The sequence below is a fragment of the Rhizobium mesosinicum genome, assembly GCF_019511345.1.
In the GTDB taxonomy this organism is placed as follows: domain Bacteria; phylum Pseudomonadota; class Alphaproteobacteria; order Rhizobiales; family Rhizobiaceae; genus Rhizobium; species Rhizobium mesosinicum.
This window is the reverse complement of record NZ_JAEUAK010000009.1, coordinates 83,166-108,399: the sequence shown is the minus strand read 5'-3', so window position 1 is coordinate 108,399 and position 25,234 is coordinate 83,166. Positions and strand designations below refer to the sequence as shown.

The following is a 25,234-nucleotide window of genomic DNA, read 5'->3' as shown; positions in this document are numbered from 1 at the left end:
ATAGAAATATGAAAACGCTTGTTGCAAGCATTCTCTCGCTCGCTGTCGCGGCCGGTCTCGGCGGCGTGGTTTTCGCCCAGGACGCGGCTCCGGCCGCCCACCATGAGGAAAGCGCCACCCCGCACTATCCGCTGAAGGAGCCGAAGGAGATCGACTGGACCTTTGCCGGCCCGTTCGGCCACTACGACAAGGGGCAGCTCCAGCGGGGCCTGAAGGTCTATACGGAAGTCTGTTCCGCCTGCCATTCGATGAACCTCGTGCCATACCGCATGCTGAGCGAACTCGGCTATTCGGATGCGCAGGTCAAGGCCTTCGCCGCCAACTACGAAGTCCAAGATGGCCCGGACGCCAGCGGCGAGATGTTTACCCGCAAGGCGGTTCCGTCCGACCACTTCCCGTCGCCCTATCCGAACGCGGAAGCTGCTGCTGCTGCCAACAATGGTGCCGCTCCCCCGGATATGTCGCTGCTCGCCAAGGCACGCGAAGTCGAACGTGGCTTCCCGCAGTTCGTCTTCGACATCTTCACCCAGTATCAGGAAAGCGGCCCGGATTATATCTACTCGCTGCTGACCGGGTACGAAGAGCCGCCGGCTGGTTTCCAGGTTCCGGCTGGTGCGCACTACAACCCGTATTTCCACGCGGCAGCTGCTTTCGCCATGCCGAAGCCGCTCTCCGACGACCAGGTCACCTATGACGATGGTTCGCCGCAGACGGTTGACCAGTATGCCAAGGACGTTTCGTCGTTCCTGATGTGGGCGTCCGAGCCGCACCTCGAAGAGCGCAAGCGGACGGGCTTCATGGTCATGGTCTTCCTGCTGATCTTCACGGTGCTGATCTATCTGACCAAGCGTTCGGTCTACGCGCGGACTGAGCACTGAGCTATATCGATCTCGTCGGGGAAGGCGGCTTTTCAGCCGCCTTTTTTATTTGGTTTGACCCTGCGCAGTTGATAGTGTGCGGGCGTTTTGTGCCCCTCGCAGATACGGATTTTCGATGAACAACACGCTTTCGGAGCTTGCCGCCAGCATCCGCTCCATTCCGGATTACCCGAAGCCCGGCATCATCTTTCGCGACATCACGACGCTGCTCGGCAATCCGCGTGCCTTCCGCCGCGCGGTCGATGAGCTCGTGCAGCCCTATGCTGGTCTTAAGGTCGATAAGATCGCCGGTATGGAAGCGCGGGGCTTCATCCTCGGCGGCGCGGTTGCGCATCAGCTTTCCTCGGGCTTCGTGCCGATCCGCAAGAAGGGCAAGCTGCCGCATGACACGGTGCGCATCGCTTACAGCCTGGAATATGGCGTGGACGAAATGGAGATGCACCGCGATGCGGTTGAGCCGGGAGAGAAGGTGATTCTCGTTGACGATCTGATCGCCACGGGCGGCACTGCCGTGGGTGCAACGCAGCTTCTTCGCCAGATCGGTGCGGAAGTGATTGGTGCCTGCTTCGTTATCGACTTGCCGGATCTCGGCGGCCGCAAGAAGCTCGAAGACCTCGGTGTCGACGTGCACACGCTGGTAGAATTCGCCGGCCATTGAGCATGACAATTCCAGCAGGGCCGTTGCAGGCGTCTGCTGGATTGCTTCTGCCGCATCACTCGAATTCCAGCACGCTGCTTTCGAAGCGGATGACGGGAATACCGTCCTGATTGACGCCTTCGCAGAGGATGCTGTTCACATGCCAGCTCGGCCGCGACGCAAGCCGGCGGCCGGAGAGAAGGGTCACGGAATAGGTGATCGTCTCGTCGACAAAGACCGGTTTCAGCCATTGCAGCTTCTGGAAGCCGGGTGAGGGGCCGAGGTTCGGCGGCTCCAGGCCCTCGCTTTTCAGCCGGCCGGTCTCCGCCATCCAGTATTTGAGAAAGCACTGCATCCACGCGGCGGTCGTATGCCATCCGGAGGCGCAGAGCCCGCCGAACATGGCATCCCTGGCCGCATCCTTGTCGATATGAAAGCGCTGCGGATCGTATTTGCGGGCGAAGCTGAGGATCTTTTCCTCGGTGAAGACATAGGTGCCGATCTCGCTCTTCTCACCGACTGCGTAGAGTTCGGTCATTCTCATGCGGTGGCCTCCGGGCTGCCACGCATGCCGAAGATGACGGAATTTTCCGACAGGCAGACCAGCTCGCCGCGCTGGTTTTCCACCTCATGGCGAAACTTGACGATGCCGAGACCTGGCCGCGAGCGAAGGGCGCGCGCCTCCAGCACCGTCGAATGGCCGGAAAGCGTGTCACCTGCCAGCACCGGCTTGCGCCATTCCATGAAATCGACACCCGGTGCACCCTCGCAAAGCGAATTCAACACATAGCTATCGGCCATCATGCGCATGAACATCGCCGAGGTGTGCCAGCCGGAGGCGGCAAGGCCGCCAAGGATGCTGGCACGGCCCGCGGCCTCGTCCAGATGCATGGGCTGCGGGTCGAACTCTGAGGCAAATTCGATGATTTCGGGTGCCGTCACCGCTTTCGGACCGAGCAGAAAGCGCCGGCCGGGCTGAAAATCCTCATAGGCGAGCTTTTCTGCAGGCATTAGGGCTCCTCATCATAGGCAGACCTCATTGCTTACAATAGCATCCGCGCGGGCTCAAACGATTCCATGGGAACGAACCAGAATGGCTGAACTAAGGTCGATACTCGATGAGGCGGCGCGCGAGGGACTGATTAGCGCCGAGGCCGGCGAGCGGCTGGTGCCGTTCCTGGCTGCACGCGGTGTCGTCGTCGACGCGCATGCGGCGGGGCCTTTGGAGTCGGCATGGTCCGATACTGAAACGCTGCGCTTCGTGCGGGGCTTTCACGACGTCCTCATCACCATCGGCATCCTGATCGCGCTGGCTGGTCTCTGGGGGCTCGCCTCACTCTATGCGGTGCTGCCTGCGATCCTGGTGCTGGCGGAAATCCTCGTGAAGCGCCAGCGTCTCGCCCTTCCGGCTGTCGTGCTGACGCTGGCGGTTTTTGCTTGGACCTTCCGGATGATGCTGTCGATCTATCCCTCCAATGCCGATCTGTGGCTGACCGGCGATGGCATCGATAGATTTATCGTCGCATTCCCCCTTATCATGGGGCTTTTCTATCTGCGCTATCGTGTGCCGCTTGCGCTTGCGCTCTCCATCTTCTCGGGGCTGGCTCTTGTGCTCGCGCTGGTCTTCCATCTGCTGCAATGGGCAAGCGGCGACGATGCGTTCATCCTCAACCATCCGACTCTCGTGTCGGTCATCCTGTTTGGCTGCGCCATCGGCCTGTTCGTCGCCGCACTGGGCTTCGATCTCAGCGACAGGTTCCGCCGCACGACGCGATCGGACGTCGCCTTCTGGCTTCATCTCGTCGCCGCACCTGCGCTGCTCTACAGCATCCGGATCTTGCTCTCACTCGACGGCGGCTGGCTGGATATCATGGACGCGAATTCCTTCAAGACGCCCGTTGTCGTCGTAATCGTCGCGCTGCTGATGCTGATCGGCCTGATCATCGATCGGCGCGCTTTCGTCACGTCCGGGCTGCTGACGCTCGGACTGGCGATCTATGGGATATTCCGGCAGGGGAGTGCGACCGTCGATATCTACATCTTCGGGACGCTGATCATCGTCGGCGTGATCGTGCTCGTCATCGGTACGGGCTGGATGCCGCTTCGGCGCATGGTGCTGCGCGCCTTGCCGTTAGGCGTGGTAGAGAGATTGCCGCCCGGCTGAGCGGCAGTTTTGTTTTTTTGTTTGACGCATGTCGCGCAAAGCCGGTGCACGCTTTTGCGCGACATTCTTATGCATCAGGTATTGAAACGGAAGTGGATGACGTCGCCGTCCTGGACGACATATTCCTTGCCTTCGTCGCGCGCCTTGCCGGCTTCCTTGGCGCCGACTTCGCCACCGAACTGGATGTAGTCGTCATAGGCGATGGTGTTGGCGCGGATGAAACCGCGTTCGAAATCCGAGTGAATCACGCCCGCGGCCTGCGGTGCCTTGGTGCCGCGCTCGATCGTCCAGGCGCGCGTTTCCTTCGGGCCGACGGTGAAATAGGTGATGAGGTGGAGCAGTTTGTAGCCGGCGCGGATCAGGCGGTCGAGCCCTGCTTCGTCAAGACCGAGAGCCGAGAGGAATTCCTTGGCTTCCTCATCCGGAAGCTGGGCGACTTCTGACTCGATCGCAGCCGAGATGATCACGGTTTCGGCGCCCTGTGCCTTCGCCATGGCGGCAACGGCTTCGGTATATTTGTTGCCGGTTGCCGCATCGCTTTCCGCGACGTTGCAAACATAGAGGACCGGGTGCGATGTCAGGAGGTTCAGGCCCTTCAGGATACGGGTCTCTTCGGCGTCGAGCTTAGAAAGCAGGGTGCGGACGGGTTTGCCTTCCTGCAGCAGCGCGAGCGAAGCTTCCATGATCGGAAGCATGGCCATGGAATCCTTGTCCTTGCCAGTGGCGCGCTTGCGGGTCTGCTCGGTGCGGCGCTCCAGGCTGTCGAGATCGGCGAGCATCAGTTCGGTCTCGATCGTATCGGCGTCGGCGACGGGATCGATGCGGCCTTCCACGTGGGTGATGTCGCCGTCTTCGAAGCAGCGCAGCACATGCACGATGGCATCGACTTCGCGAATATTGGCGAGGAACTGGTTGCCGAGGCCTTCACCTTTGGATGCGCCGCGCACGAGGCCGGCAATATCGACGAAGTTGATGCGGGTCGGGATGATTTCCTTCGACTTGGCGATGTCGGCAAGCTTCCTCATGCGCTCATCGGGAACGGCCACTTCGCCGGTGTTCGGTTCGATCGTGCAGAACGGATAGTTAGCCGCCTGCGCTGCCGCCGTCTTGGTGAGCGCGTTGAAGAGGGTCGACTTGCCGACATTCGGCAGACCGACGATACCGCATTTGAAGCCCATGGCTGAAACCTGCTGTTCTCAAGAAATCCTTGGCCGTGGCTATGGGATAAAGGAGGGGAGCGGTCAAGTCTTAGAGCGCTTTTCTCGCCGCTCCCTTGCCGTCAGGGCTTGGCAGCCTTATTCTTACTGCGTGGGATTTTCCCGGCACCAGGTGTCGAAATTCTGCAATCTAAAAAGCTTAGTTAGATCGAACCCCCTTCCCATGTCATCAACGGGCGGATTTCCGATGGTTGACAACGACATTGCCTTAAAGCCCAAGACGAGGGTGAAGCCCAAGCTGGACAAGCCGAAGCTTTACAAAGTCATTCTCGTCAATGACGATTATACGCCGCGCGAATTCGTCATCGTGGTGCTCAAAGTCGTCTTCCGCATGAGCGAGGAAGCCGGCTACCGCGTGATGATGACGGCACACAAGCTCGGCTCTTGCGTGGTCGTGGTTTGCACCAAAGATATTGCGGAGACGAAGGCCAAGGAAGCCATCGACCTTGCCAAGGAGATGGGCTTTCCGCTGATGTTCACGACCGAGCCTGAAGAATAGAGGCCCGAGGAATAGCGTATGTTTCGCAGATGGCCGGCGGATATGCCGCCATCGCGCTCAGTCGCCCTTGTTGCCAAACATCTTTTTCAGCATCTCAGCCATAGGGCCGGTCGCCGGAAGCTTCTGCTGGCTCTGATTACGGGCCTGATGGATATGGGATTTTCCCACTGGCTTCTTCTCCGGCTTCGGCTTTTCCTCTTCCGCCTTGCCTCCGAGCGCGAGCGCGATCTTGTTCATCAGCTGGGAATCCTCTTTGCGGACCAGCATCTCGGCATTGTCGGCGAGCGTGTCGAGCAGCGGCTCCAGCCAATCGCTGTCGACCTTGGGGAAATCGCCGAGCACATGATTATGCACCAGTTCCTTAACGCCGGGATGACCGATGCCGAGGCGCAGGCGACGGTATTCCCTGCCGCAATGGGCGTCGAGCGATTTGATGCCGTTGTGGCCGCCATGGCCGCCGCCGGTCTTCAGCCGCGCCTTGCCGGCCGGAAGATCGAGCTCGTCATAGATCACTACGAGATCGGAAGGCTGGAGCTTATAGAAGCGCATGGCTTCGCCGACCGCTTCACCCGACAGGTTCATGAAAGTCTGCGGCTTGATCAGCAGCACCTTCTCACCCGCCAGCTCCCCTTCGGAAATCTCGGCTTTGAACTTTTTCGACCAGGGCGAAAAGCTGTGACGGCGGTAGATGGCATCCACCGCCATGAAGCCGATATTGTGCCGGTTGCCGGCATATTTCGCGCCGGGATTGCCGAGACCCGCGATGATCAGCATGGCCTGTCTTCCTTGCAAGAGCTGTTGGCGTTCACCACCGCGAAATGGCGGCAAAGTCAAGTGGCAAAGGCGGGCGTGGACGGCAGGCGGCCGATCATTTCAGCAGATGCAGACCATATTTCAGGAAGATCTGTTTCTGTTCGCCGCTGGCGATCAGCCTGTCCAGCGAGGCCTGCATGCGGGCCAGAAGATCGTCCGGGAAATTCTTCTCGCAGGCAATACCCATCGGCTGGGAGGAGAGCACGGTCACCATTTCCAGCGGCTGGTCGGCCTTCAGCTTGTCGAAATAAAGTTCGGAGATCGGCATCATGTCGATGCGCCCGCCAAGCAGCTTGCGCAGCGTGGCGTTAAAATCGCTGGCGAGGTCTAGCTTGGTAAAGCCCTTCTCCTTCAGCGTCACTTCAGTATAGTCGTCGCGCTGCGTGCCGATGACGTATTTCCTTGCGTCTTCAAGATTGGCGGCCGAGACGCCTGATCCTCTGCGGGTAATCAGGATGTTGCGGTCGACGAGAAGCGGCTCGACCCATTTGAACAGGCCGTCACGTGCGGCGTTATGAGCGGTCGCGAAAACGCAGGTCATCGGCGTCGTGCGTGCGAGACTGAACGCGCGTGCCCACGGCATTACATCGAGCCTATAGTCGACATTGATGTCGGCCATCACCTTCTCGACCTGTTCGACGGTCGCGCCCTTGATGACCTTTCCATCGCGGTAGTTGAACGGGGCATATTCTTCGGTCAACAGAGTTACCGCCTGGGCCGAGGCGGAAGCGGCAAAGCAGGGCAGGGCAAGAAATGCAAGAAGCAACAGCTTTTTCATCACGATACCTCCCATATCCCGTCAGTTCATGAAGCGCGCGCCACATCCGAAAGCGAGCTGCTCAGTTCCTCGATCAGCTTGGCAGCGTTCTGCGGACGGTGGAACAGATAGCCCTGACCATAGTCGAGACCCATCTGGTGCAGCGTGCCGCATTCCTCCTCCGTCTCGATGCCTTCGGCGATGACGGTGCAGTTCATCTTGTGCGACAGTGTGGTGATGCCTTCGATCAGCATGCGGCTTTTCTGGCGTACGTCATCGTCAGCATCGTTGATGGCGCGGGTGAAGGACTGGTCAATCTTGATGATGTCGACCGGAAAGCGGTTGAGATAGCTCAGCGACGAGTAGCCGGTACCGAAATCGTCCAGTGCGATGCGGCAGCCGAAGCGGCGCAACTCCGTCACGATCATACGGATCTGCGGGTTGTCGTGCATCAGCACAGCCTCCGTGATTTCGACCACGATACGATCCGGCAGGATGCCATGGCGGCCGAGGATGGCGGCGAGGCGGGCGGCGAGCGCCGGCTCGAATTGCAGCGGCGAAAAATTGATGGCGAGATAGGTATCTTGCATGCCGGGCAGGCGGGAAATCTTCGCCAGATTGGCGATTGCCTTTTCCATTATGACGTTGCCGACGCGGACGATCTTGGCAGTCTCTTCGGCTACGCTGATGATCTCGGCCGGCGGCATTAGACCCTTCTGTGGATGGTTGAGGCGCATCAGCGCTTCGAACCCGGCAATAGCGCGGCCGTTCAGGTTCACGATCGGCTGCAGATAGGCCTCGAACCAGTCGTCGGCGAGGCCGGCTTCGATATGCGCTTCGATCTCGGCGCGACGGCGGGCGTGATCGAGCATGCTGCTATCGAAGATCTGTGCGCCGTTCTTGCCGTCGCGCTTCTTGGCGTACATGGCCATGTCGGATTTCTGCAACAGTTCGGCGGCGGTCGCAGCATGTCGAGGATAGATGGCGATACCGACAGAAGCGCTGAGATGCATGTCCGGACCGAAGGGCGTCTCGAAGATCGAAGCGATCTGGTCGCACATGGCGCGGGCGCGCTTTTCGGCATTCCTGGCCGGTAGCAGGATGGCGAATTCATCGCCGCCAAGACGGGCGGCTTCATCGGAGGGAGCAAGCAGCGTCTTCAGCCGCTCCACGAGTTCAATGAGGGCAGCATCGCCTGCGGCGTGGCCCATATTGTCGTTGATCCATTTGAAGCGGTCGAGGTCGACGAAGAGGCAGGCAAGTTCCTGATCGGCGGCATCGGCGGCTGCGATCTTGCTGTCGAGTACGGCTTCGAAGCCCTGGCGGTTCAACAGGCCGGTCAGATGGTCCGTGATCGCCTGGCGATGGTTGCGGTCTTCGGAGGCCTTCAGCTCCGTCACGTCGGTCATGACGGAGAGCGACTGACCTTCCTGTCCCTGGGTCGTCAGCGCCGACTCCATTATCAGGACATCCATGATGCGGCTGTCCATACAGACGAACTTGACGGTGACATCGCCGGTGGCGTTCTCGCGCTGGCTCTTGCGCTTGATGAACTTGTCGCGGGTGAAGGGCGTGACGAGATCGGAGAAATTCCGGCCGATGACGGCGGCGCGGTGATAGCCGGTCGCAAACAGCCAGTAGTCGCTGACGGCGGTGATGCGGTCTTCTTCATCAAGGGAGAAGAGCATGGCAGGCGTCAGGTTATAGATGTCGGTGGCGCGGCGATGTGCAAGCTTCAGCTCGGTTTCCTCGTTTTCGAGCTTCGTCTGCATTTCGTTGAAGCTTTGGGCAAGGCGGCCCATTTCGTCGTTCGACTGCCAATCGACATGGTGGCGGGAGCCGAGTTGGCGTGTCGCCTCGATCGCGGCCGTCAGGCGCATCAGCGGCTGGATAACGAAGATGCGGTTGCCGATGAGCGCGGTCGCGAAAACGGCCAGCACCGCGAAAATAAAGATCGAGATGAAGACGACCTCTTCTTGCTTCAGGCCGGAAAAAAGGCCGAGAGCCGGATAGAAGACGGAAATGCTGCCGAGGTTTTTCGGCCCATCGACTGTGTTGTAGATGATGGCGCGGGAAACCTGAACCAGCTTGCCATCGAAGGAGCGCGGAATGGTGGATTGGCTGACGTCGAGCTGGCCCGACTGGTCGCGCACTTCAACCTTGACGATTGCGCCTTGTGAAACAACCGTCGCGCTGATCTGGGTTACACTGTCAGCATCGAGATCCCAGAGCGGCTTGGCGAGCGCCTGGGCGTTGGCCACAAGAAGAACGGAAATATGATCGCGTATTTCCTTGTCGGCGCGTTCGGAAGAAAGGAAAAGAAAAAGAACAAAAAGGGGAGCTACAAAAACAAGCAGCGCGCCGCAAACAATCGCAAAAAATCTGTTCTCAACGGAATTATTCATGGTTCCGTTTGCTCCACGGGGTCGGAATATTCTGCGGTCACGCAGCAGGGCGGAAACTTCGCGACCAGCCGAAGCATGCTTCCATGAATGTGTTAAATGTTGCTGAAATGGGCCTTTTCGGCAATGAAAAAGCCCGCTTTCCTCACGGAAAACGGGCCTTATGCTTTACAAATTGGTAGAAGCGATCAGGCTTCTGCTTCGCCTTCGGCAGCGGTTTCGTCGACGCCGGCGGCCGGAGCGATGATCGTTGCGATGGTGAAGTCGCGGTCAGCGATAACCGGGGTCACGCCCTTCGGCAGAGTGACTTCGGAAATATGGATGCTGTCGCCGATCTTCTGGCCGGAAAGGTCAACCGTGAAGAATTCCGGGATCGCGTTTGCCGGGCAGTGAACTTCGACTTCGTGACGAACGATGTTCAGGACGCCGCCGACCTTGAGGCCCGGGGACTTTTCTTCATTGATGAAGTGAACCGGGATTTCAACGGTAACCTGGGTGTTGCCGGATACGCGCAGGAAATCGACGTGCATCGTGAAGTCGCGGACCGGATCGAGCTGGTAGTCCTTCGGCAGAACCTGGTACTTCTTGCCGTCGACGTCGATAGTCGCAACGGTGGTCATGAAACCACCGGCATGAATGCGCTTCGTCACCTCATTGGTGTTGATAGCGATGGAAATCGGGGCCTGCTTGTCACCATAGATGACAGCGGGAATAAAGCCGTTGCGGCGGAGTTCACGGGCGGACCCCTTACCAACCCGTTCGCGCGCCTCGGCCTTGAGCTCGTACGTTTCGTGGCTCATGGCTAGTCCTTTCGAGGTTATTTGGAGAGCCCGCAGCGGGCTGGAAGCCTTATGCCGTCGGACCGGAGGCGGGCAGGCCCGTCCTCATCCGCGTTGCCTCCAAGGGTGTCTACGCGGACGCGTGGCCTATAATATAAGTGTCACGCAAACGCAAGCGGTGACGGGTTCTGTCAAGGCGAGCCCCATGCCGTTAGGCCTATCCGCCGATCGCGCCTCGTCGATACCGTGCCCGAAAACCGCAGATTACAATCCTCGGTGTTTCATGTAGTTCCGAAAACCGCTGATGAACATTCGTTGTTTGGGCGTTAATCAACGTTTCACGGCGATGGGAGCGCTGACGATTGTCGAAAGGAGGCGCAAACGCGATCGAGCCGCAGGCGCTTTCCAAGCCGTTCCTTCTTGTGACCATTCTCGTCGTCTCGATTTCAATGCTTGCTTCGGGCATTTCGGCTTCGATCATTGCGTTTCGTGGCAGAGTACGGTCACTTTCTCAGCCGTCGCAAAATAGCATTTGTCCAGACATGGCGGGTTGACACCGGAAGATATCCGATCTTCCTATGGCCGCCATTCAAAGCGGCTGAGGAGAGTGCGGATGCGTCTGAAACTTGTCACGACAACGAGCCTTGTTGCCCTAACATTGCTAGGGGCAGCGCAAGGGGCTGAGATCAATCAGGATGGAGCGAACAAACTTCGCGACAGCTTGACGAAAGTGTTGCCTGACGATTTTGCAAAGAGCGGCTTTGTTACCGTCAATCCGGCGGGCAATCGCTACGAGGTCATTTATGACCTTGCAAAGCTGCTCAGCAAGGCGGACCCGGCCAAGGTGGTCGTGAATGGTTTGACCCCCTGGTCCGTTTTCGCCACGCCGCTCGATAGCGGTCTGTGGAACCTCGAGGGCAATAACAACGTCAACATCTCCGGCAACTTCAAAGGGCCGGACGAAAAGACGACTGAATTCACCTATTCCATCGCCTCGATGGTTTACAACGGCGTCTTCGATCCGGCGATCGCCTATCTGCGTTCCGGCGATTTCAAGGCCAGCGACATCCGCGTCACGTCAAAGTCTGATACCGACCAAGTCGACGCGACTTTTGCCGGCATGAACTACAAGCTTGATTCGGCCGATAGTGCCGGCGGTAACGGTCGCCTGGATTTCAAAGCCAACGGCTCGCTTTCCGGGCTGTCTGAGACAGTCACCAGTTCGCAGATGCCGCCTGTCAACATCAAGGCTGCTTCGATCGACTTCAACGCCAATGTCGCGAGCCTGCCGGCGAAGGAAATCCGCGATGTCGTCTTCTTCATCCTGGATCATGTAGATGAGAAGAATCTCAGCAAGGAGGACGGCGAGAAGCTGAAATCGATCCTCAAGGCGTCCTTCCCGCTATTTTCCTCGGTCAACGAAACAATCACCGCAAATAACCTCGCGATCGGCACGGCTGCGGGAAGCGGCGGCGCCAAGGCCTTCGGCTATAATTTCTCCGTCGACGGGCCGAGCGACGCTGTCCGATTTGGCTTCGGCATGAATGTCCAGGACGTTACGCTCGATAGTCCGGCAGTGCCGGCAGCCTACCATGGCTTCCTGCCGAAGAGCCTCGATATGCAGATCGCCGTTCCCGACATGGATTTCGCCGCCTTCAGCGACGAATTCATGAAGATCGATTTCTCGTCTGGCGACAGTTCGGAGGAAAGCGGCAAGCAGGCTGCCGAGAAGCTTTTCCATGACGGTATCTTCGTCGTGGATCTGCCGAAGTTCGCCGCGGTCTCTGACGTCTACGATATCGACATCACCGGTAAACTACAGGGCCGCACCGATACGCAGAAGGACTATTCGGTCCAGGCTTCGGTGCTGGCGCGCGATCTCGACAAGTCGATCGCCGCCATCCAGGAGCTTGCCAAGAGCGATCCCAATCTTCAGCAGGTCTCGTTCGGCATGATGATGGCCAAGGGCTTTGCCAAGACCGATCCGGATGGCCGTTCGCGCTGGGATATCAGCGTGGCCGGCGATGGTTCCGTGGCGATCAACGGCCAGCAGATCAAGGGACCGGATGCCGAGGAGCCGGATCAGGGGCTGGAGCCAGACCAGGAGCAGGGACCGGATCAAGGTCAGGAACCAGATCAGGGGGAGGACACGGCGCCGCCGAAGCAGCCTTGAGCTTTCTCAACGGTGATTAAAGATAAAGGAAGCCGGCCTCGTGCCGGCTTTTTGCTCCCGTCGCACAGCTCTATTGGGCATTGTCGTTTAAGAGCTTCTATGGATGCGGCGTGCTTGACATTGAGCACTACGATCCCCGAATGTGCGCAACTTCAGCGGATGGGGATATTTCAGGGATGCGTCTAAAAATTGTTACAGCTACGAGCTTTTTTTTGCTCTCCGCAATCTGTGCGGTCCACGGCATGGAGATGCGGCAGAAGGATGCCGATGATTTTCGCGGAGGCCTTCTCAGCTCGTTTCCCGACCTTGTGAATTCCGATTTCCTGACAGTCAAGCCGGCAGGTGACCGTCTCGAAGTCATTCTTGATTTCAATGGGTTTTTCGAGGGCTTGGATCCGAAGACATTCCGGATGGCTGGGTTCGGGCCTTGGTCGTTTTTCTTCACGCCGCAGGACAACACTACAGCCAAGCTCAGCGCTGATAATAGTGTGAAAGCTTCTCTGTTGGCTAAAGGGGTCGATGGGAAGATCATTGAGGGCAATTATTCCATCGGATCTTTTGTGCTCGGTGGTCTGATTGATTTAAATACATCTGGCATTCAGGTAAATACATCCGTCAAGGGTGTGAACTATGTTTCCCAATTAGGCGAACGCCAAGATGTTTTCCACGCGGGCAAAATGGACAACACGATAAATTGGCGAGCTAGTTCTCCCGGTAATGGACACGTCGACTACGGCGGCAGCGGGTCGCTCTCTGATTACTATCAGGAGACATCTCAATCACAGGTGCCGGAGTTTAAGATTTCCGCAGTTCAGATCGATCACGAATATCAGTTGAGCAATGTCCAAAGAAGGAATTCAACAGCCTGATACTTTCGCTTTTTACTAACGGCGGTGGATCGTTCAAAGTCCGTGAGGATTTTGAGAAATTCAGGACGGCGTTGGCTGCGTCGTTTCCGATACTCTCTTCTTTCGACGATGCAATCTCTGCAAGAAGCCTGACAGTCAGGAGCCCTCTGGCGAATGTGGCGGCAGGATATCTAGCCTGTAAAGTTTCTCTCCAGGGGCACTCAGATGCGATGCAGTTGGTCCTTGCGGTCCTAGTAAAAGATACGAAGATTGACAGCCGGATGGTGCCGGCTGGTTATGCGGCCCTTTTGCCTGAGAACGTGGACATGCAGGTTGTCTTTGACGGCCTCGATTTTGCATCCGCCGGGAACGAATTGATTACTGCTCAAATCCAGACCGAGGACGATGTGAGGGCAATGGGCGAGAAATTTGGCGAAAAGCTGGTTGGCGGCAAATCGCTGGCGATCGTCCTCAAGCAGTTGATACTCACGTCCGATCTTTATGATCTCGTGATCTTCGGCAACGTTCGTAAAATCAACGGCAAGGATGCTCAGCTTAAACTCTGGATTTCAGCTGGCGATTCCGACAAATCGATTGCGGCCATTCAGGAGCTCGCAAAAAAAGAGCCTGATCTCAGCCAAGTTAGTTTTGGGATGATGATGGCTAAGGGATTTGCCAAGACCAATAGTTTTGACGGCAGATTACAATGGGCTATCGTTTTGAACGAAGACGGCTCCATGACCGTTAATGGCCAATCTCTGACGGGGCCGAACGGTACGGATCAGCAATAAATGTTAAACAATGCTACTCCAAATCGAAGGAGCCGGTCAAAGGCCGGCTCTTTTAGTCGAAGAGGCTGGAGACGGACTCTTCCTGGGCCGTGCGGCTGATGGCTTCGCCGATCAGCGGCGCTGTCGTGACGACGCGGATATTGTGGGCCGAAAGGACGGCCGTGGTCGGCTGGATCGAGTCCGTGATGACGAGCTCGCGCAGTTTCGACGAGGTGACGCGGGTGACCGCGCCGCCGGAGAGAACGCCGTGGGTGATATAGGCGGTGACGCTGGATGCGCCCTTGGCGAGCATCGCGTCGGCAGCGTTGCAGAGCGTGCCGCCGGAATCGACGATATCGTCGATCAGCAGGCAGTCTTTGCCGGTGACGTCGCCGATGATGTTCATGACTTCCGATTCACCCGGCCGATCGCGACGCTTGTCGACGATGGCCAGAAGACAGTCCAGCCGTTTGGCGAGCGCGCGGGCGCGCACCACGCCGCCGACGTCGGGCGAGACGACCATGACATTGCTGAGATCGTAGTGGCTCTTGATGTCGCGCGTCAAAACGGGCAGGGCAAAGAGGTTGTCTGTAGGTATATCGAAGAAGCCTTGGATCTGACCGGCATGAAGGTCGAGCGTCATGACACGATCGGCACCGGCTTCGGTAATCAGGTTCGCAACCAGCTTGGCGGAGATCGGCGTGCGGCCGGAGGCGCGGCGGTCCTGGCGGGCATAGCCGAAATAGGGGAGGACGGCCGTGATGCGGCGGGCTGACGAGCGACGCATCGCGTCAATCATGATCAGCAGTTCCATCAGGTGGTCGTTGGCGGGAAAGGCGGTTGGCTGTACGAGGAAAACGTCCTCACCGCGCACATTTTCCTGGATTTCCACGAAGATTTCCTGGTCGGCAAACCTTCGGACACTGGCTTTCCCTAAGGGAACATTGAGATAGTTGCAGATCGCTTCGGCGAGTTGCCGGTTCGAATTGCCTGCGAAAACCTTCATCTTGGTCCGCCTGTTATGCGCTGATAGCCGCGCTTTTTAGCCAGCTTCCCGGTGAATGCAAGGGCTAAGGCGTCACATACTTTTATATTTATAAAAAGCTTGTGGCTAACCGCCCTGGCTTTGCCGCCAGGATGTGAATTCGGTGATCGTCTTTGAAGCAATCTGCTGCATCACGGAGGCGGGCACGCCGGCCCAGGGATCGGTCGCCGCCGTCGGCACGATTTCCTGTCCCTGAATGCGGTGCAACCGGGCGCCGGCATTGTCAAGCACGTCCCAAACATAGACCACAGTGACCTTGCCCTCGTCGCTGAAAGCGGAGAGGTAGCCCTTCAGAATATAGTCGCTGCTGGTGTCGTTGGAGCTCTTGATGGCAAGGCCATGAGCGCGGGCCTCCGCACCAAGCTGGCGGGAAAGCGGGGTGACGGCCTGTACCGGAGCACCGATGATGGGCAGGAAGCGCACGGTATTGCCGCGTACCGAGGTCGATGAGGAAACTGTGGGATCAAGCGCCGCTGTCTGCGTCGGCTGCCGCGGCGCCGGTTGCTCGACGGCTGTGGACGGTGGCGCTAGTGCCTCCCTTTCGATGGGGCCGGAAGCTGCGGGCGAAGAACCATCACGGGAAAGCGCATCGGCCTGGGCCTGCATGGTCGTCGGCGGAGCGCCGGTGCCGGGCCGGTAGGCCTGCGCTTGGTAGTTCGGCTGGGTCGCATAGGTCTGTTGGCTGTAGGCTGGCGTGTAGCCGTTCCGGCGAGGTGCCACCGGGAAGGTCTGTTGCGGCGCTCCAGCCATACGCTCGGCTTCGCTCTGCGTCACCGGTGTGGACGAGCGCTGATTCATCGAGGAGTCGCCAATTTCCATCGGAGGCGTGAGTGTCAGTGCATCGGTCGTGTTGCAAGCAGAAAGCAAGGCAAGACAGATCAGGAGCGTGGGTGCAGTCGCAACTCGCGTCATCCCTCGGTTCGTCCTTCCCACGTCAGCATCAGCCCCGTGCGAATTTATGGGGGTGGGGGGACCGATCTGTCAATTCCGGATTCTTGCCGGTGATTGCGGAGGTTCAGACCCCGATGAAATCCAGCGGGTGGCGCGAAAGTGCACGCGGGGCGTCACCTGTCGTCAGATAGGTCTGTCCGAGGGTCATGGCCGTGCCTGTATCGGAATCGGCGATGATCATGTGCACGAAGAGCGACATGCTCGGCTCGATCGGCTGCGGATTGCCCGCATGGAACATCTGGTGCTCCATCCATGAGGGCGAGAAGCGCGCGCCGAGCGAGTAGCCGCAGGCATTCAGGCGATGACGGGCGAGGCCGCGTTCGTCCATGATCCTGGCATGCATGTCGAAGACATCGCCGAAGGTATGGCCGGGTTTCAGAACGGTCTCGATCGCCTGGATCGTTTCGAGGCAGGCATTGTAGAGTTCTCGGTGGCGGTGCGTCGGCTCGCCGATGACGATCGTGCGCATCATGGCGGCATGATAATGCGCGTAAACGCCGGCCCATTCGAGGGTCAGCTGGTCGCTGGCGTCGAGCTTGCGGCGGCCGGCCTTGTAGCGGCAGAGCAGGGCGTCGGCACCCGAACCGATGATGAATTCATTGGCCGGATAATCGCCGCCACCTGTAAAGATCGCCGCCTGCATGGCCGCCAGAATATCGGCCTCGTCGGCGCCAGGTTTTGTCAGCCGGATCGCTGCGTCCAGCGCATCGTCTGCCAGCAGGGCGGCGCGTTCAACATAGGCGATCTCGGTCGGGCTCTTGATGAGGCGCAGGTTGCTGACGAGGTAGGAGGCGTCGATGATCTGACCGAAAGACGTCAGCTGCGAGTCGAGCAACCGGGAGACGCGGCCGGTCATTCCATGCGTGTCATATTCGACGCCGATACGGCTGCCGAGCAGGTCCATTTCGACGAGCAGGTTCTTGAGGTCCATCGTCGGATCGGCGTTGACGCGGTCGACCCAGACATGGATGTCCTCGACAACCGACGTGTGCCGGGCCTGACGCAGGTCGGCCGAGCGGGTTATCAGCGCCATCGTGCCATCAGCCTTGACGACCAACGTCTGGAAGAAGCAATAGCCGAACGTGTCATAGCCGGTCAGCCAGTACATGCTCTCCTGCGCGAAAAGCAGCAGGGCGTCGAGCTTTTCTTCCTTCATCTTGTCCGTCAGGCGGGCAAGCCGGCTTGCGAATTCAGCCCGTTCGAAATGAAGTGCCATGCTGCTTACATCTCCCTGATGCTGATCGCCGAAATCTGGCGGCCGTAATCCGGCTCCTTTTTATGTGTGGTCCGCCGATAGGAAAAAAAGCGCTCGCTATCGGGATAAGTGCAGAGACCGAGACTTTCGGCGCGCACGCCCGCGTTTTGCAGTCGCTCGACGGTCAGTCCCGGCAGGTCGAACATGGCGTGGCCCGCCGTTGGGGAGGGGATGAAGTAACGCTCATAGGCCGGATCATAGGCAAGGAAGCGTTGGACGAATTCCGGACCGACCTCATAACTCGCTTGGCTGATCGAGGGGCCGACGCAGGCGACGATATTGTCCCTGTCAGCACCAAGAGCCTCCATGGCATCGATGGTGTTTTCAAGCACGCCGGTCAGCGCGCCCTTCCAACCGGCATGCGCGGCACCGATGACGCGGTTTTCAGGGTCGGCGAACAGGATCGGGCCACAATCGGCTGCAAGTACCCCAAGCGCGATGCCGGATGTTGCCGTGACCATGGCATCTGCCTGCGGCCGGTCGCCGTCGTAGTCCGGCCCGATGATAACGACGTCGGGCGAATGGACCTGATGCACGGTCGCAAGCCGCTCGACCGGCAGACCGAACCAGGCGGCGACACGCCTGCGGTTCTCCTGAACATTGTCGCGCTCGTCATGCGAGCCGAGGCCGACATTGAGGCCGCGATAGATGCCTTGGGAGACGCCGCCTGCGCGAGTGAAATAACCGTGGCGGATCGTACCGCCGGCCGCTTCGTTCAGCAGCGCGCTTTCGATCGGTGCTGGAGAGGCCGCGTCTGTCATGTGATATTCCGTTTTGGGAAAGGGATCGATGTCATCCTGGCCGGATCTCGTCCGGCGAAGCGGTGTCATTTTGCGGCGGATGTTGGCGAGCGCAACGCTGGCTGTCAATCCACCGGACGGAACGGCATCAGGTCGATCGTCGGATAGGAGACGGCGAGCACCTTGAAGAGTTCGCCCATGCGGCCTTCACCCGCGCCGGCAAGCCGATCGACGGCGCTCCGGATGATCTGTTGTGTGTGCTGTTCGCGGTCACGGCCGAGGGCTGCGGCGCGCTCGAGGATGCCGAGGCCGGTGAGGAAGTCGCCCTGGTGCAGTGCGCCATTAATATGCACACCGGCGGAGGCTGCCGTCTCCGCCAGCTGCTGGAAATCCACATGGCTTGTGAGGTCTGCTTCGCCGGGATGGGCGAGTGGCGGATCGAATTCGTGCATTCGCACGGCCTGCAGCGTATCGCCGAAGCCGGTGACAAGATGCCCGTAGTCTATGGCGAGCGCCGTGCCGCTAAAGGCCCGCAGCCTTTCGCAGATGGCACTCATGACCGCCTGGCGCGCAGGCGAAATCTCGAACAGCGTCCCGACAGGCACGTTCTGTGCAGGCCCAGGCAGCAGGGCGGGATCAATGCCGGCGACGCCCGCCGCAAAGGTCAATTCGCCATCGGCATCGATGCCGACCATGCGCTCGCGAAAGCCGGTCGGCGTGCGAACGAACTGGCGGATCGGGATCGCATCGAAGAGTTCGTTGGCGACGATCAGCGTGAAGCCCGGCGGCACTTCGTCAAAGCCGCCATGCCAGCTGACCTTGCCGTCGTAGGCTTCGAGCGTCTGGAGCTGGACATCGCGCAGGCGTTCGCTGGTCTCGACGAGATGGATCGTCATGTTATCCAAGAGCGGCGGGGCGATGCGCGAGATCACCCGCAGCATATCGGACATCATCGTGCCGCGGCCTGGGCCGATCTCGACCAAGCGAACGCCAGATGGCGTTGAATGGCGCTGCCAGGCGTGAACAACGAAGACGCCGATCATTTCGCCGAAGAGTTGACTCACTTCAGGTGCCGTGACGAAATCGCCCGACCGGCCGAAGGGCTCACGGGTGCGGTAATAGCCGTGTTCGGGATCGGCAAGGCACAGCGAGAAATAGTCAGTGACACTGATCGGCCCGTTTGCCTGGATGATCGTCTTGATCTTTTCGCCCAAAGCGGTGGTCATGGCAACAGTTCCGGTAGCTTCAATGCTGCACGGCAGCAGCCTGTCGGCGGGCGCGGAAGATCGCCCAAAGGCCGAGTAGGATCATCGGGGAGGACAGGACCATTCCCATCGTCAGCCAGTTCGTTCCGAGGAGATAGCCCAGTTGCTTATCCGGCTCGCGGAAGAATTCCACGAAGATGCGCGAGAGTGCGTAGCCGCAGATGAAGACGCCGGTGATGAGGCCGGGGCTTTTCAGCGCCTTGGCGCCATATACAAGGGCGGCAAGGACGAGGAGCAGAACGATGCCTTCGAGGCCGGCTTCGTAGAGCTGGCTCGGATGGCGAGCGAAGGGGCCGCCAGTCGGGAAGACGACTGCCCAGGGCACATCCGTCAGCCGGCCCCAGAGTTCGCCGTTGATGAAATTGGCGATACGGCCGAAGAACAGGCCGCAGGGCACCACCGTCGCAACGATATCGAAGAGGTTCCAGACGGGGATGCGGTTGCGGCGGGCAAAGAGGATCATGGCGATCGTCGTGCCGGTCAGGCCGCCATGGAACGACATGCCGCCGTTCCAGATCTGCACGGCGCGGATCGGATTGTCGATGATGGCGCCGAGATCGTAGAAAAGGATGTAGCCGATGCGACCGCCGAGAACGATGCCGAGTGCTGCCCAGACGATGAAGTCGTCGAGCTGGGCTCTCGATATGGGCGAGGTATTGTCCGGCCAGAGCGCATCGTCTGCAGCAATGCGGCGGGCATAGACCCAGCCAAACAGGATGCCGGCCACATAGGCCAGCCCGTACCAGTGAATCGCCAGCGGGCCGATCGAAAAAGCGATCGGGTCGATATTAGGGAAAGGCATTATAGCAAGAAGATCAGCAGCTATCGGCAAGGTTTTCCCACCCGTTGAGATGCGCGGAACATGGCTCCGCGATCTCTGACGGTCAAGTGCATTGTTCGCTATGCCTCGTGCGAACGGCCTTATCCCGTGCAAAGCGCTTGCATCCTCGGCGGTGAAGCCCTACCTCCATTTTCGGAGGCCATAAGGCCTATATTCACGTCGTGCGAAGGGAGAAATACGCCATGACGACCGGAACGAACCGCATCATGGATGAATTCGCCAAGCTGATGACCGATGCCGCAGGTGCTGCGCAGGGCGTGCGCAAGGAGATCGAGACTGCCTTCAACGCTCACGCTGAACGCTGGTTGAACAGCATGGATGTCGTCAAGCGCGAGGAATTCGAAGCCGTGCGCGAAATGGCGATCAAGGCCCGCGACGAAAACGAGGCGCTCGCCGCCCGTGTCGCTACGCTTGAAGCCAGGCTTGCAGCAGAAGGCAAGTAACTCCGGCTTAGATAAGATGCTGTATAAGGTGCGGCGTGGCCCTTATGTTACATGCCGCATCTTCCAATAAAAAAATCCGGTGTGATTTTCCACCTGTGGACACTGCCAAAAAAGCCAATGGGCAGAGTCTTTTACCTCCCCCGCTGAATCTGATTCCATAAGTGCTTTCCACAGCAGGCCCGCCAAATTTCCGTGAAAGGGGCTGGCAGGCCGCGAGGGTCATTATACACTGATTTTAAATGATGATTCGAAGCGAATTGGTAAGCGCCAGGCAAGTTCACTGCGTTAGTCTGGCAGCGGTTCAGCGATCATCCCCAGTGGTGGTTTCCGGTATTGCGTGTGTCTTGTTTTGTGTTCGTTCACGAAGTTGGGCCGCATTCATTCCGGTCAAGAAGGTGCTGCATGAGCCTTATGGAATTGGAAGTCGAACGCCAGTCGAACCCGGTCGACATGATCGAGTACGTGGCGTCAAACAATGACTGGGCATTCGAGCGCTCCGGCGAAGACGAGATCGCGATGACCGTCGAGGGCCGCTGGGCCGACTATCACGTTTCCTTCTCATGGATGGAGGAATTCGAAGCGCTGCATCTCGGCTGCGCCTTCGATATCAAGGTTCCCGAAATCAGGGTCAATGAGGTGGTGAAGCTGCTCTCGGCGATCAACGGCCAGGTGCTGATGGGACATTTCGACCTGTGGCGGCAGGAAGATGTCGTCATCTTCCGCCAATCTCTGCTGCTTGCCGGCGGTGCCGAGCCCACCAACCGTCAGGTCGAGGTGCTGCTTTCGAGTGCACTCGACACCTGCGAGGCGTATTATCAGGCTTTCCAGTTCGTCGTATGGTCCGGCATGGAAGCCAACAAGGCGATGGAAGCGGTTCTCTTTGAAACAGTCGGCGAGGCGTAACATGCCTGCGAGTGCCTTTTCAGCCGCCAATCCGGTCGTTCTCGTCGGGGCCGGCAATATGGGGGGCGCCATGCTCTCCGGCTGGCTGAAGAGCGGAGTTCCGGGTTCCGCTGTCGTCGTGGTCGATCCCGGTCCGTCGCCGGCGATGATATCGACCATTGCCGATGCCGGCGCTACGCATGTCACAGCCGTTCCTGCCGATCTCAAGGCCGGTGTCCTGTTTCTTGCAGTGAAGCCGCAGGTGATGGAAGCCGTGCTTCCGGCCGTTAAAAGCGTCGTCGGGGCTCAGACGGTGGTGGTTTCGGTCGCTGCCGGCAAGACGCTGGCCTTCCTGGAAAAGCATCTCGGCGAGGCCGCTATGGTGCGCGCCATGCCGAACACGCCTGCCATGGTCGGGCGCGGCGTAACCGGCGCCTTTGCCAATGCACGTGTCAGCGCCGAGCAACGCGACGGCGTCAATGCCCTTCTTCGTGTCTCCGGTCCTGTCGAGTGGGTGCCTGCCGAATCCGATATCGATTCCGTAACGGCGCTCTCAGGCAGCGGGCCGGCTTACGTGTTTTATCTCGTCGAGTGTATGGCAGAAGCGGGTCGTAAACTCGGCCTGCGGGCGGACCTTGCCATGCGCCTTGCGCGGGAAACTGTCGCGGGGGCTGGTGAGCTACTGCACCAGTCCCCCGACGACGCTGCGCGCCTGCGCCAGAACGTCACCTCGCCGGGCGGTACGACTGCTGCTGCACTTTCCGTATTGATGGCTGAAGATGGCATGCAGCCGCTATTCGACGAGGCACTCGCGGCTGCTCGCAAGCGCGCCGAAGAGCTCGCCGGCTGAGAGAGACGGTTATGATCGAAGAGATTGCCTTTGCCGATTTTGAGCGCGTCGATATCCGTGTTGGCACGATCATCGAGGCAAATCCCTTTCCGGAGGCGCGAAAGCCGGCGATCAAGCTTCTCATCGATTTCGGCGCCGGGATCGGCGTCAAGAAATCTTCGGCGCAGATCACGGTTCATTATTCGCCGGAACGACTCGTCGGGCGACAGGTGCTCGCCGTCGTCAACTTTCCGCCGCGCCAGATCGGGCCGTTCCGTTCGGAAGTGCTGACGCTCGGTTTTGCCGATGAGAAGGGCGATATCGTGCTTGCGGCTGTCGAGCGGCCGGTGCCGAACGGCCAGAAGTTGATGTAGGTCAGCGAGACCGGTCAGCTGCGTTTTGCGATTGCATGAATGATCTGGTTTCGCCGAAGCGAGGCGCCTTCCGGTTGATCTCGGCAAGTAGGCTCAGTGAATATCGCGCGAGAGCGGATCGCTCAATCTGAAATCATGAAAGACGGCCTTGAAGCCAGCGCGTTGCGGCGAGCAGAAGACGGGACCGACCAGCACCTCTTCAAAAGCTGGATCGAACCATGCGAGGCGGGCCATGCGCCATTCGTCCATTGTGTCCGTGCGGTATTGGATGAACAGGGCGTCGCCGTTGCGCGTGGCGCGGACCGAGATGGCATCGAAGTCATGGCCGATGCGGAAAGCCGACCAGTCTGAATTGCCGTTGGTGACCACGGCGCTGAAATGCCTGGCCCCATCGATATATTCGATCCCGCATTTCATCCAGTGCTTCTCACCGGCGCGGATCATCAGGCCGGCCTGATCGTAGAGGGCTTCATAGTTGCCGGAGAAGGTGACCTCGGCGGTGAAGTCACCCTTGCGGCTTTCATGCAGGAAGTGACCGTCGTCGCGGTGGAAGCCGTAATAGGTGCCCTGCCAGAAATCGGTCTTTTCGCGGGAACGGACATGGAGCGCGCCGTCACGTTCCTCGAAGAAGGGCGGCGGGTTCAGCCAACTCATATGTTTCATGTTCAAATCTCGCGCAGGAAGGGATTCTCACGGCGTTCGTCACCTATACGGCTGCCCGGTCCGTGGCCGCAGATGAAGCCGACATCGTCACCGAGCGGCAGCACCTTGTCCCTGATGGAATCGAGAAGCTGGCGATGGTTGCCGCCGGGCAGGTCAGTGCGGCCGATCGAACCGTTGAAGAGCACATCGCCGAGATGGGCGAACTTCTGGGAGCGGTTGAAATAGATGACGTGGCCCGGCGCATGGCCCGGCGTGTGATAGACCTCGAACTCGTGAGAACCGAAGGAGATCTTGTCGCCATCCTTCAGCCAACGGTCAGGCGTGACGTTCTGCAGGCCCGCAATGCCATATTTCTCTGCCTGGGTTTCGATGCGCAGAAGGAGCGGCAGGTCGTCCTCATGCGGGCCGACGATATCGACCCCCAGCCTTTCCTTCAGCTCCTTGGCGCCGCCTGCGTGATCGAGATGGCCGTGGGTAAGCCAGATTTCCTTGATCTTGAGACCATGTTCTTCGATCACGCTTGCAATAACGGGCACGTCACCGCCGGGATCAACGACCACGCCTTCCTTCGTATCGGGGTCGAAGAGAATGGTGCAGTTCTGCTGGAAGGGTGTCACCGGAATGATGCCGGCCTGGAGCATGCCCATGAATGCCTCGCTTCACATCTTTCAATTGCCTGTCTCTATAGGCGCAAACGCAGCCGAAGGCAGCCGGAATTTTCGGTAAGCTCACGCGGAAAAGACAGACTGCAACAGGAATTTATCGGCTTCCGGAGAGCGATTCGGCATTGTGCCGAAGCAAATTTCCGTAGCGATTTCAGACGCTTGCCTCGGCCTTCCTTATGCCATTCTTCAGCTGTGCCGGCCGCGGCGGAACAACCACGCAACCCGTGCGTTGTCAGCCCATCGCAACAAGGAGACCTTACAATGACCTTGAAGAGAAACCTTCTGCTGGCCGGCGCCATTCTGGCTGCTAGTGCCGGGCTCGCTCAGGCGGAGATGGTGGCGACGTCCATCAACGACCTGAACATCCGCTCCGGTCCCGGCCCGCAATATCCTTCCGTCGGTCTTGCCACCCGCGGCTCGACTGCCGTGCTCGATGGCTGCATCGAAGGTAGCCGCTGGTGCCGGGTGGACGTAAACGGCGTGCGCGGCTGGGTCTATGCCGAATATCTGCAGGTCGATCAGGGCGGCTCGCCCGTCATCGTCGAGCAGCATCGCGCCGATCTCGGCGTGCCTGTGGTGACCTATGAGACGACCTCCAGCGTCGTGCCGGCAGAGCCGATGCCCGCACCCGGTGATGAGCTGATCGGTCCGGTCGGTTCGGTCGAGGCGATTACGCCGCCGGAGGAAGTTCGCACTTATATCGACACAACGCCGGCGCAGGCCGTGCGGCTTAGCGGTGACGTGGTCGTCGGTGCCGAAGTGCCCGCCGACGTGACCTTCCAGACGATTCCGGATTACCAGTATCGCTATGTCCGAATCAACGATCGGCCGGTGCTGGTCGACCCGGGCACTCGCCGCATCGTCTATGTCTACCAATAAATCTATGGGAAAGGCGGCATGCAGCCGCCTTTGTCCTTTCTGCGGCCACCTGCAGCGCTCTCGCGTGGGTGTGAAGCAATAGGGGCCGATTTTGGAGGCGGGAGCAATCTCCGCCGTCAAGCCGGTCTGGCAGGGTCCGGAGAAGCTGCTCAGCTCTTCCGGGAAGAGGGTTCGTTCGGCGGCTTCGATGACAGTGCGTTTGGCGAGTTCAATCGTCGTCCGGCAGGTGATGCCGTTCAGGAAGCAATCCGTGTTGGCACGTGAACGGCGCCATTATTGACGAAGGCGATCACCGCGTTGATGCGGTTCACCCGGGCGGAAACGTTCATCATCTCACTGCCGCGCGTTATGCGATTGGCCGCACAAGCTTCCGAGAATCAAAGTCATCCTTGCCTCCTCCGGCGCGTTTGCGCCATGTCTGTTGATTGTTGTCCCCATTACGTTCTATCCACTGACACAAGGGGA

The 25,234-nt window shown here is 59.2% G+C and carries 29 protein-coding genes; 13 read left to right on the top strand and 16 right to left on the bottom strand.

What is annotated here, in order from left to right; genetic code table 11:
* The first annotated feature begins 8 nt into the window (after nt 1–8).
* Together JNB85_RS22045 and JNB85_RS22040 are read left to right on the top strand one after the other, a co-directional pair.
* Complete coding sequence (locus JNB85_RS22045; protein ID WP_220336429.1) at nt 9–878, top strand: cytochrome c1; 870 nt, start codon at nt 9–11, stop codon at nt 876–878.
* A gap of 115 nt (nt 879–993) precedes the next feature.
* On the top strand, nt 994–1,536 hold the full coding sequence (locus tag JNB85_RS22040) for an adenine phosphoribosyltransferase (protein WP_220336428.1): 543 nt from the start codon (nt 994–996) through the stop codon (nt 1,534–1,536).
* A 55-nt stretch (nt 1,537–1,591) separates the two neighbouring features.
* On the opposite strand, the gene JNB85_RS22035 is transcribed toward JNB85_RS22040, so the two are convergent.
* Both JNB85_RS22035 and JNB85_RS22030 read right to left on the bottom strand, forming a co-directional pair.
* Nucleotides 1,592–2,059, bottom strand: coding sequence for a MaoC/PaaZ C-terminal domain-containing protein (locus JNB85_RS22035; protein ID WP_220336427.1), 468 nt, complete (start codon nt 2,057–2,059; stop codon nt 1,592–1,594).
* Complete coding sequence (locus JNB85_RS22030; RefSeq protein WP_220336426.1) at nt 2,056–2,526, bottom strand: MaoC family dehydratase; 471 nt, start codon at nt 2,524–2,526, stop codon at nt 2,056–2,058. The genes JNB85_RS22035 and JNB85_RS22030 overlap by 4 nt, the downstream gene beginning before the upstream one ends.
* Before the next feature lie 82 nt (nt 2,527–2,608).
* Between JNB85_RS22030 and JNB85_RS22025 the strand changes: the two genes are divergently transcribed.
* The gene (locus JNB85_RS22025) at nt 2,609–3,679 is read left to right on the top strand and encodes a hypothetical protein (RefSeq protein WP_220336425.1); all 1,071 of its coding nucleotides are present in this window, start codon (nt 2,609–2,611) and stop codon (nt 3,677–3,679) included.
* 74 nt (nt 3,680–3,753) lie between these two features.
* On the opposite strand, the gene ychF is transcribed toward JNB85_RS22025, so the two are convergent.
* Entirely contained in the window at nt 3,754–4,857 is a 1,104-nt protein-coding gene (gene ychF, locus JNB85_RS22020; protein ID WP_220336424.1) for a redox-regulated ATPase YchF, read from the bottom strand.
* Between the two features lie 226 nt (nt 4,858–5,083).
* Between ychF and clpS the strand changes: the two genes are divergently transcribed.
* Nucleotides 5,084–5,395 carry an ATP-dependent Clp protease adapter ClpS gene (clpS, locus tag JNB85_RS22015; protein ID WP_220336423.1) on the top strand — a complete coding sequence of 104 codons (312 nt, stop codon included), beginning with the start codon at nt 5,084–5,086 and terminating at the stop codon, nt 5,393–5,395.
* 57 nt (nt 5,396–5,452) lie between these two features.
* Here the strand turns inward: clpS and pth are convergent, their stop codons facing one another.
* From pth to JNB85_RS22000, 3 genes are all read right to left on the bottom strand, one after another.
* Nucleotides 5,453–6,169 carry an aminoacyl-tRNA hydrolase gene (pth, locus tag JNB85_RS22010; RefSeq protein WP_220336422.1) on the bottom strand — a complete coding sequence of 239 codons (717 nt, stop codon included), beginning with the start codon at nt 6,167–6,169 and terminating at the stop codon, nt 5,453–5,455.
* 94 nt (nt 6,170–6,263) lie between these two features.
* Nucleotides 6,264–6,986 carry a substrate-binding periplasmic protein gene (locus JNB85_RS22005; protein WP_220336421.1) on the bottom strand — a complete coding sequence of 241 codons (723 nt, stop codon included), beginning with the start codon at nt 6,984–6,986 and terminating at the stop codon, nt 6,264–6,266.
* Nucleotides 6,987–7,012: 26 nt separating this feature from the next.
* The gene (locus JNB85_RS22000) at nt 7,013–9,322 is read right to left on the bottom strand and encodes an EAL domain-containing protein (protein WP_223216578.1); all 2,310 of its coding nucleotides are present in this window, start codon (nt 9,320–9,322) and stop codon (nt 7,013–7,015) included.
* Here JNB85_RS22000 and JNB85_RS30760 point away from each other — a divergent pair.
* Nucleotides 9,242–9,457: a hypothetical protein gene (locus tag JNB85_RS30760; protein ID WP_223216583.1), complete on the top strand. Its 216-nt coding sequence runs from the start codon at nt 9,242–9,244 to the stop codon at nt 9,455–9,457. The genes JNB85_RS22000 and JNB85_RS30760 overlap by 81 nt on opposite strands.
* Before the next feature lie 98 nt (nt 9,458–9,555).
* Here JNB85_RS30760 and JNB85_RS21995 read toward each other — a convergent pair whose 3' ends face one another.
* Both JNB85_RS21995 and JNB85_RS21990 read right to left on the bottom strand, forming a co-directional pair.
* Nucleotides 9,556–10,167 (bottom strand): 50S ribosomal protein L25/general stress protein Ctc, encoded by a 612-nt coding sequence (locus tag JNB85_RS21995; RefSeq protein ID WP_220336419.1) that lies wholly within the window; start codon nt 10,165–10,167, stop codon nt 9,556–9,558.
* A 196-nt stretch (nt 10,168–10,363) separates the two neighbouring features.
* Entirely contained in the window at nt 10,364–10,627 is a 264-nt protein-coding gene (locus JNB85_RS21990; RefSeq protein ID WP_220336418.1) for a hypothetical protein, read from the bottom strand.
* Nucleotides 10,628–10,759: 132 nt separating this feature from the next.
* On the opposite strand from JNB85_RS21990, the gene JNB85_RS21985 reads away from it, so the two are divergent.
* From JNB85_RS21985 to JNB85_RS21975, 3 genes are all read left to right on the top strand, one after another.
* The gene (locus JNB85_RS21985; RefSeq protein ID WP_220336417.1) at nt 10,760–12,319 is read left to right on the top strand and encodes a hypothetical protein; all 1,560 of its coding nucleotides are present in this window, start codon (nt 10,760–10,762) and stop codon (nt 12,317–12,319) included.
* Nucleotides 12,320–12,429: 110 nt separating this feature from the next.
* On the top strand, nt 12,430–13,188 hold the full coding sequence (locus tag JNB85_RS21980; RefSeq protein WP_220336416.1) for a hypothetical protein: 759 nt from the start codon (nt 12,430–12,432) through the stop codon (nt 13,186–13,188).
* A gap of 209 nt (nt 13,189–13,397) precedes the next feature.
* On the top strand, nt 13,398–13,958 hold the full coding sequence (locus JNB85_RS21975; protein ID WP_220336415.1) for a hypothetical protein: 561 nt from the start codon (nt 13,398–13,400) through the stop codon (nt 13,956–13,958).
* 52 nt (nt 13,959–14,010) lie between these two features.
* On the opposite strand, the gene JNB85_RS21970 is transcribed toward JNB85_RS21975, so the two are convergent.
* The 6 genes from JNB85_RS21970 to lgt all read right to left on the bottom strand — a co-directional run bounded on the left by JNB85_RS21970 (nt 14,011) and on the right by lgt (nt 20,025).
* On the bottom strand, nt 14,011–14,943 hold the full coding sequence (locus tag JNB85_RS21970) for a ribose-phosphate pyrophosphokinase (protein ID WP_183731561.1): 933 nt from the start codon (nt 14,941–14,943) through the stop codon (nt 14,011–14,013).
* A 105-nt stretch (nt 14,944–15,048) separates the two neighbouring features.
* Nucleotides 15,049–15,894 (bottom strand): hypothetical protein, encoded by an 846-nt coding sequence (locus tag JNB85_RS21965; RefSeq protein WP_220336414.1) that lies wholly within the window; start codon nt 15,892–15,894, stop codon nt 15,049–15,051.
* Nucleotides 15,895–15,997: 103 nt separating this feature from the next.
* The gene (locus tag JNB85_RS21960; protein WP_220336413.1) at nt 15,998–17,149 is read right to left on the bottom strand and encodes a M24 family metallopeptidase; all 1,152 of its coding nucleotides are present in this window, start codon (nt 17,147–17,149) and stop codon (nt 15,998–16,000) included.
* A gap of 5 nt (nt 17,150–17,154) precedes the next feature.
* Nucleotides 17,155–17,949, bottom strand: coding sequence for a peptidoglycan editing factor PgeF (gene pgeF, locus JNB85_RS21955; protein ID WP_220336412.1), 795 nt, complete (start codon nt 17,947–17,949; stop codon nt 17,155–17,157).
* A gap of 104 nt (nt 17,950–18,053) precedes the next feature.
* Nucleotides 18,054–19,154: a class I SAM-dependent methyltransferase gene (locus JNB85_RS21950; protein WP_220336411.1), complete on the bottom strand. Its 1,101-nt coding sequence runs from the start codon at nt 19,152–19,154 to the stop codon at nt 18,054–18,056.
* A 19-nt stretch (nt 19,155–19,173) separates the two neighbouring features.
* Entirely contained in the window at nt 19,174–20,025 is an 852-nt protein-coding gene (gene lgt, locus JNB85_RS21945; RefSeq protein ID WP_220336410.1) for a prolipoprotein diacylglyceryl transferase, read from the bottom strand.
* A 191-nt stretch (nt 20,026–20,216) separates the two neighbouring features.
* On the opposite strand from lgt, the gene JNB85_RS21940 reads away from it, so the two are divergent.
* From JNB85_RS21940 to JNB85_RS21925, 4 genes are all read left to right on the top strand, one after another.
* On the top strand, nt 20,217–20,477 hold the full coding sequence (locus tag JNB85_RS21940) for an accessory factor UbiK family protein (protein WP_183741092.1): 261 nt from the start codon (nt 20,217–20,219) through the stop codon (nt 20,475–20,477).
* A gap of 402 nt (nt 20,478–20,879) precedes the next feature.
* Nucleotides 20,880–21,380, top strand: coding sequence for a type III secretion system chaperone family protein (locus tag JNB85_RS21935; RefSeq protein WP_007824374.1), 501 nt, complete (start codon nt 20,880–20,882; stop codon nt 21,378–21,380).
* A 1-nt stretch (nt 21,381) separates the two neighbouring features.
* Nucleotides 21,382–22,209, top strand: coding sequence for a pyrroline-5-carboxylate reductase (gene proC, locus JNB85_RS21930; protein ID WP_220336409.1), 828 nt, complete (start codon nt 21,382–21,384; stop codon nt 22,207–22,209).
* Nucleotides 22,210–22,220: 11 nt separating this feature from the next.
* Nucleotides 22,221–22,562 (top strand): tRNA-binding protein, encoded by a 342-nt coding sequence (locus JNB85_RS21925; protein ID WP_220336408.1) that lies wholly within the window; start codon nt 22,221–22,223, stop codon nt 22,560–22,562.
* Nucleotides 22,563–22,655: 93 nt separating this feature from the next.
* Here JNB85_RS21925 and JNB85_RS21920 read toward each other — a convergent pair whose 3' ends face one another.
* Both JNB85_RS21920 and JNB85_RS21915 read right to left on the bottom strand, forming a co-directional pair.
* Nucleotides 22,656–23,225: a DUF1349 domain-containing protein gene (locus JNB85_RS21920; protein WP_220336407.1), complete on the bottom strand. Its 570-nt coding sequence runs from the start codon at nt 23,223–23,225 to the stop codon at nt 22,656–22,658.
* Nucleotides 23,226–23,227: 2 nt separating this feature from the next.
* Nucleotides 23,228–23,872 carry an MBL fold metallo-hydrolase gene (locus JNB85_RS21915; RefSeq protein ID WP_220336406.1) on the bottom strand — a complete coding sequence of 215 codons (645 nt, stop codon included), beginning with the start codon at nt 23,870–23,872 and terminating at the stop codon, nt 23,228–23,230.
* A 279-nt stretch (nt 23,873–24,151) separates the two neighbouring features.
* On the opposite strand from JNB85_RS21915, the gene JNB85_RS21910 reads away from it, so the two are divergent.
* Nucleotides 24,152–24,769, top strand: a complete 618-nt coding sequence (locus JNB85_RS21910) for a DUF1236 domain-containing protein (RefSeq protein ID WP_220336405.1) — start codon at nt 24,152–24,154, stop codon at nt 24,767–24,769.
* Nucleotides 24,770–25,234 lie beyond the last annotated feature (465 nt).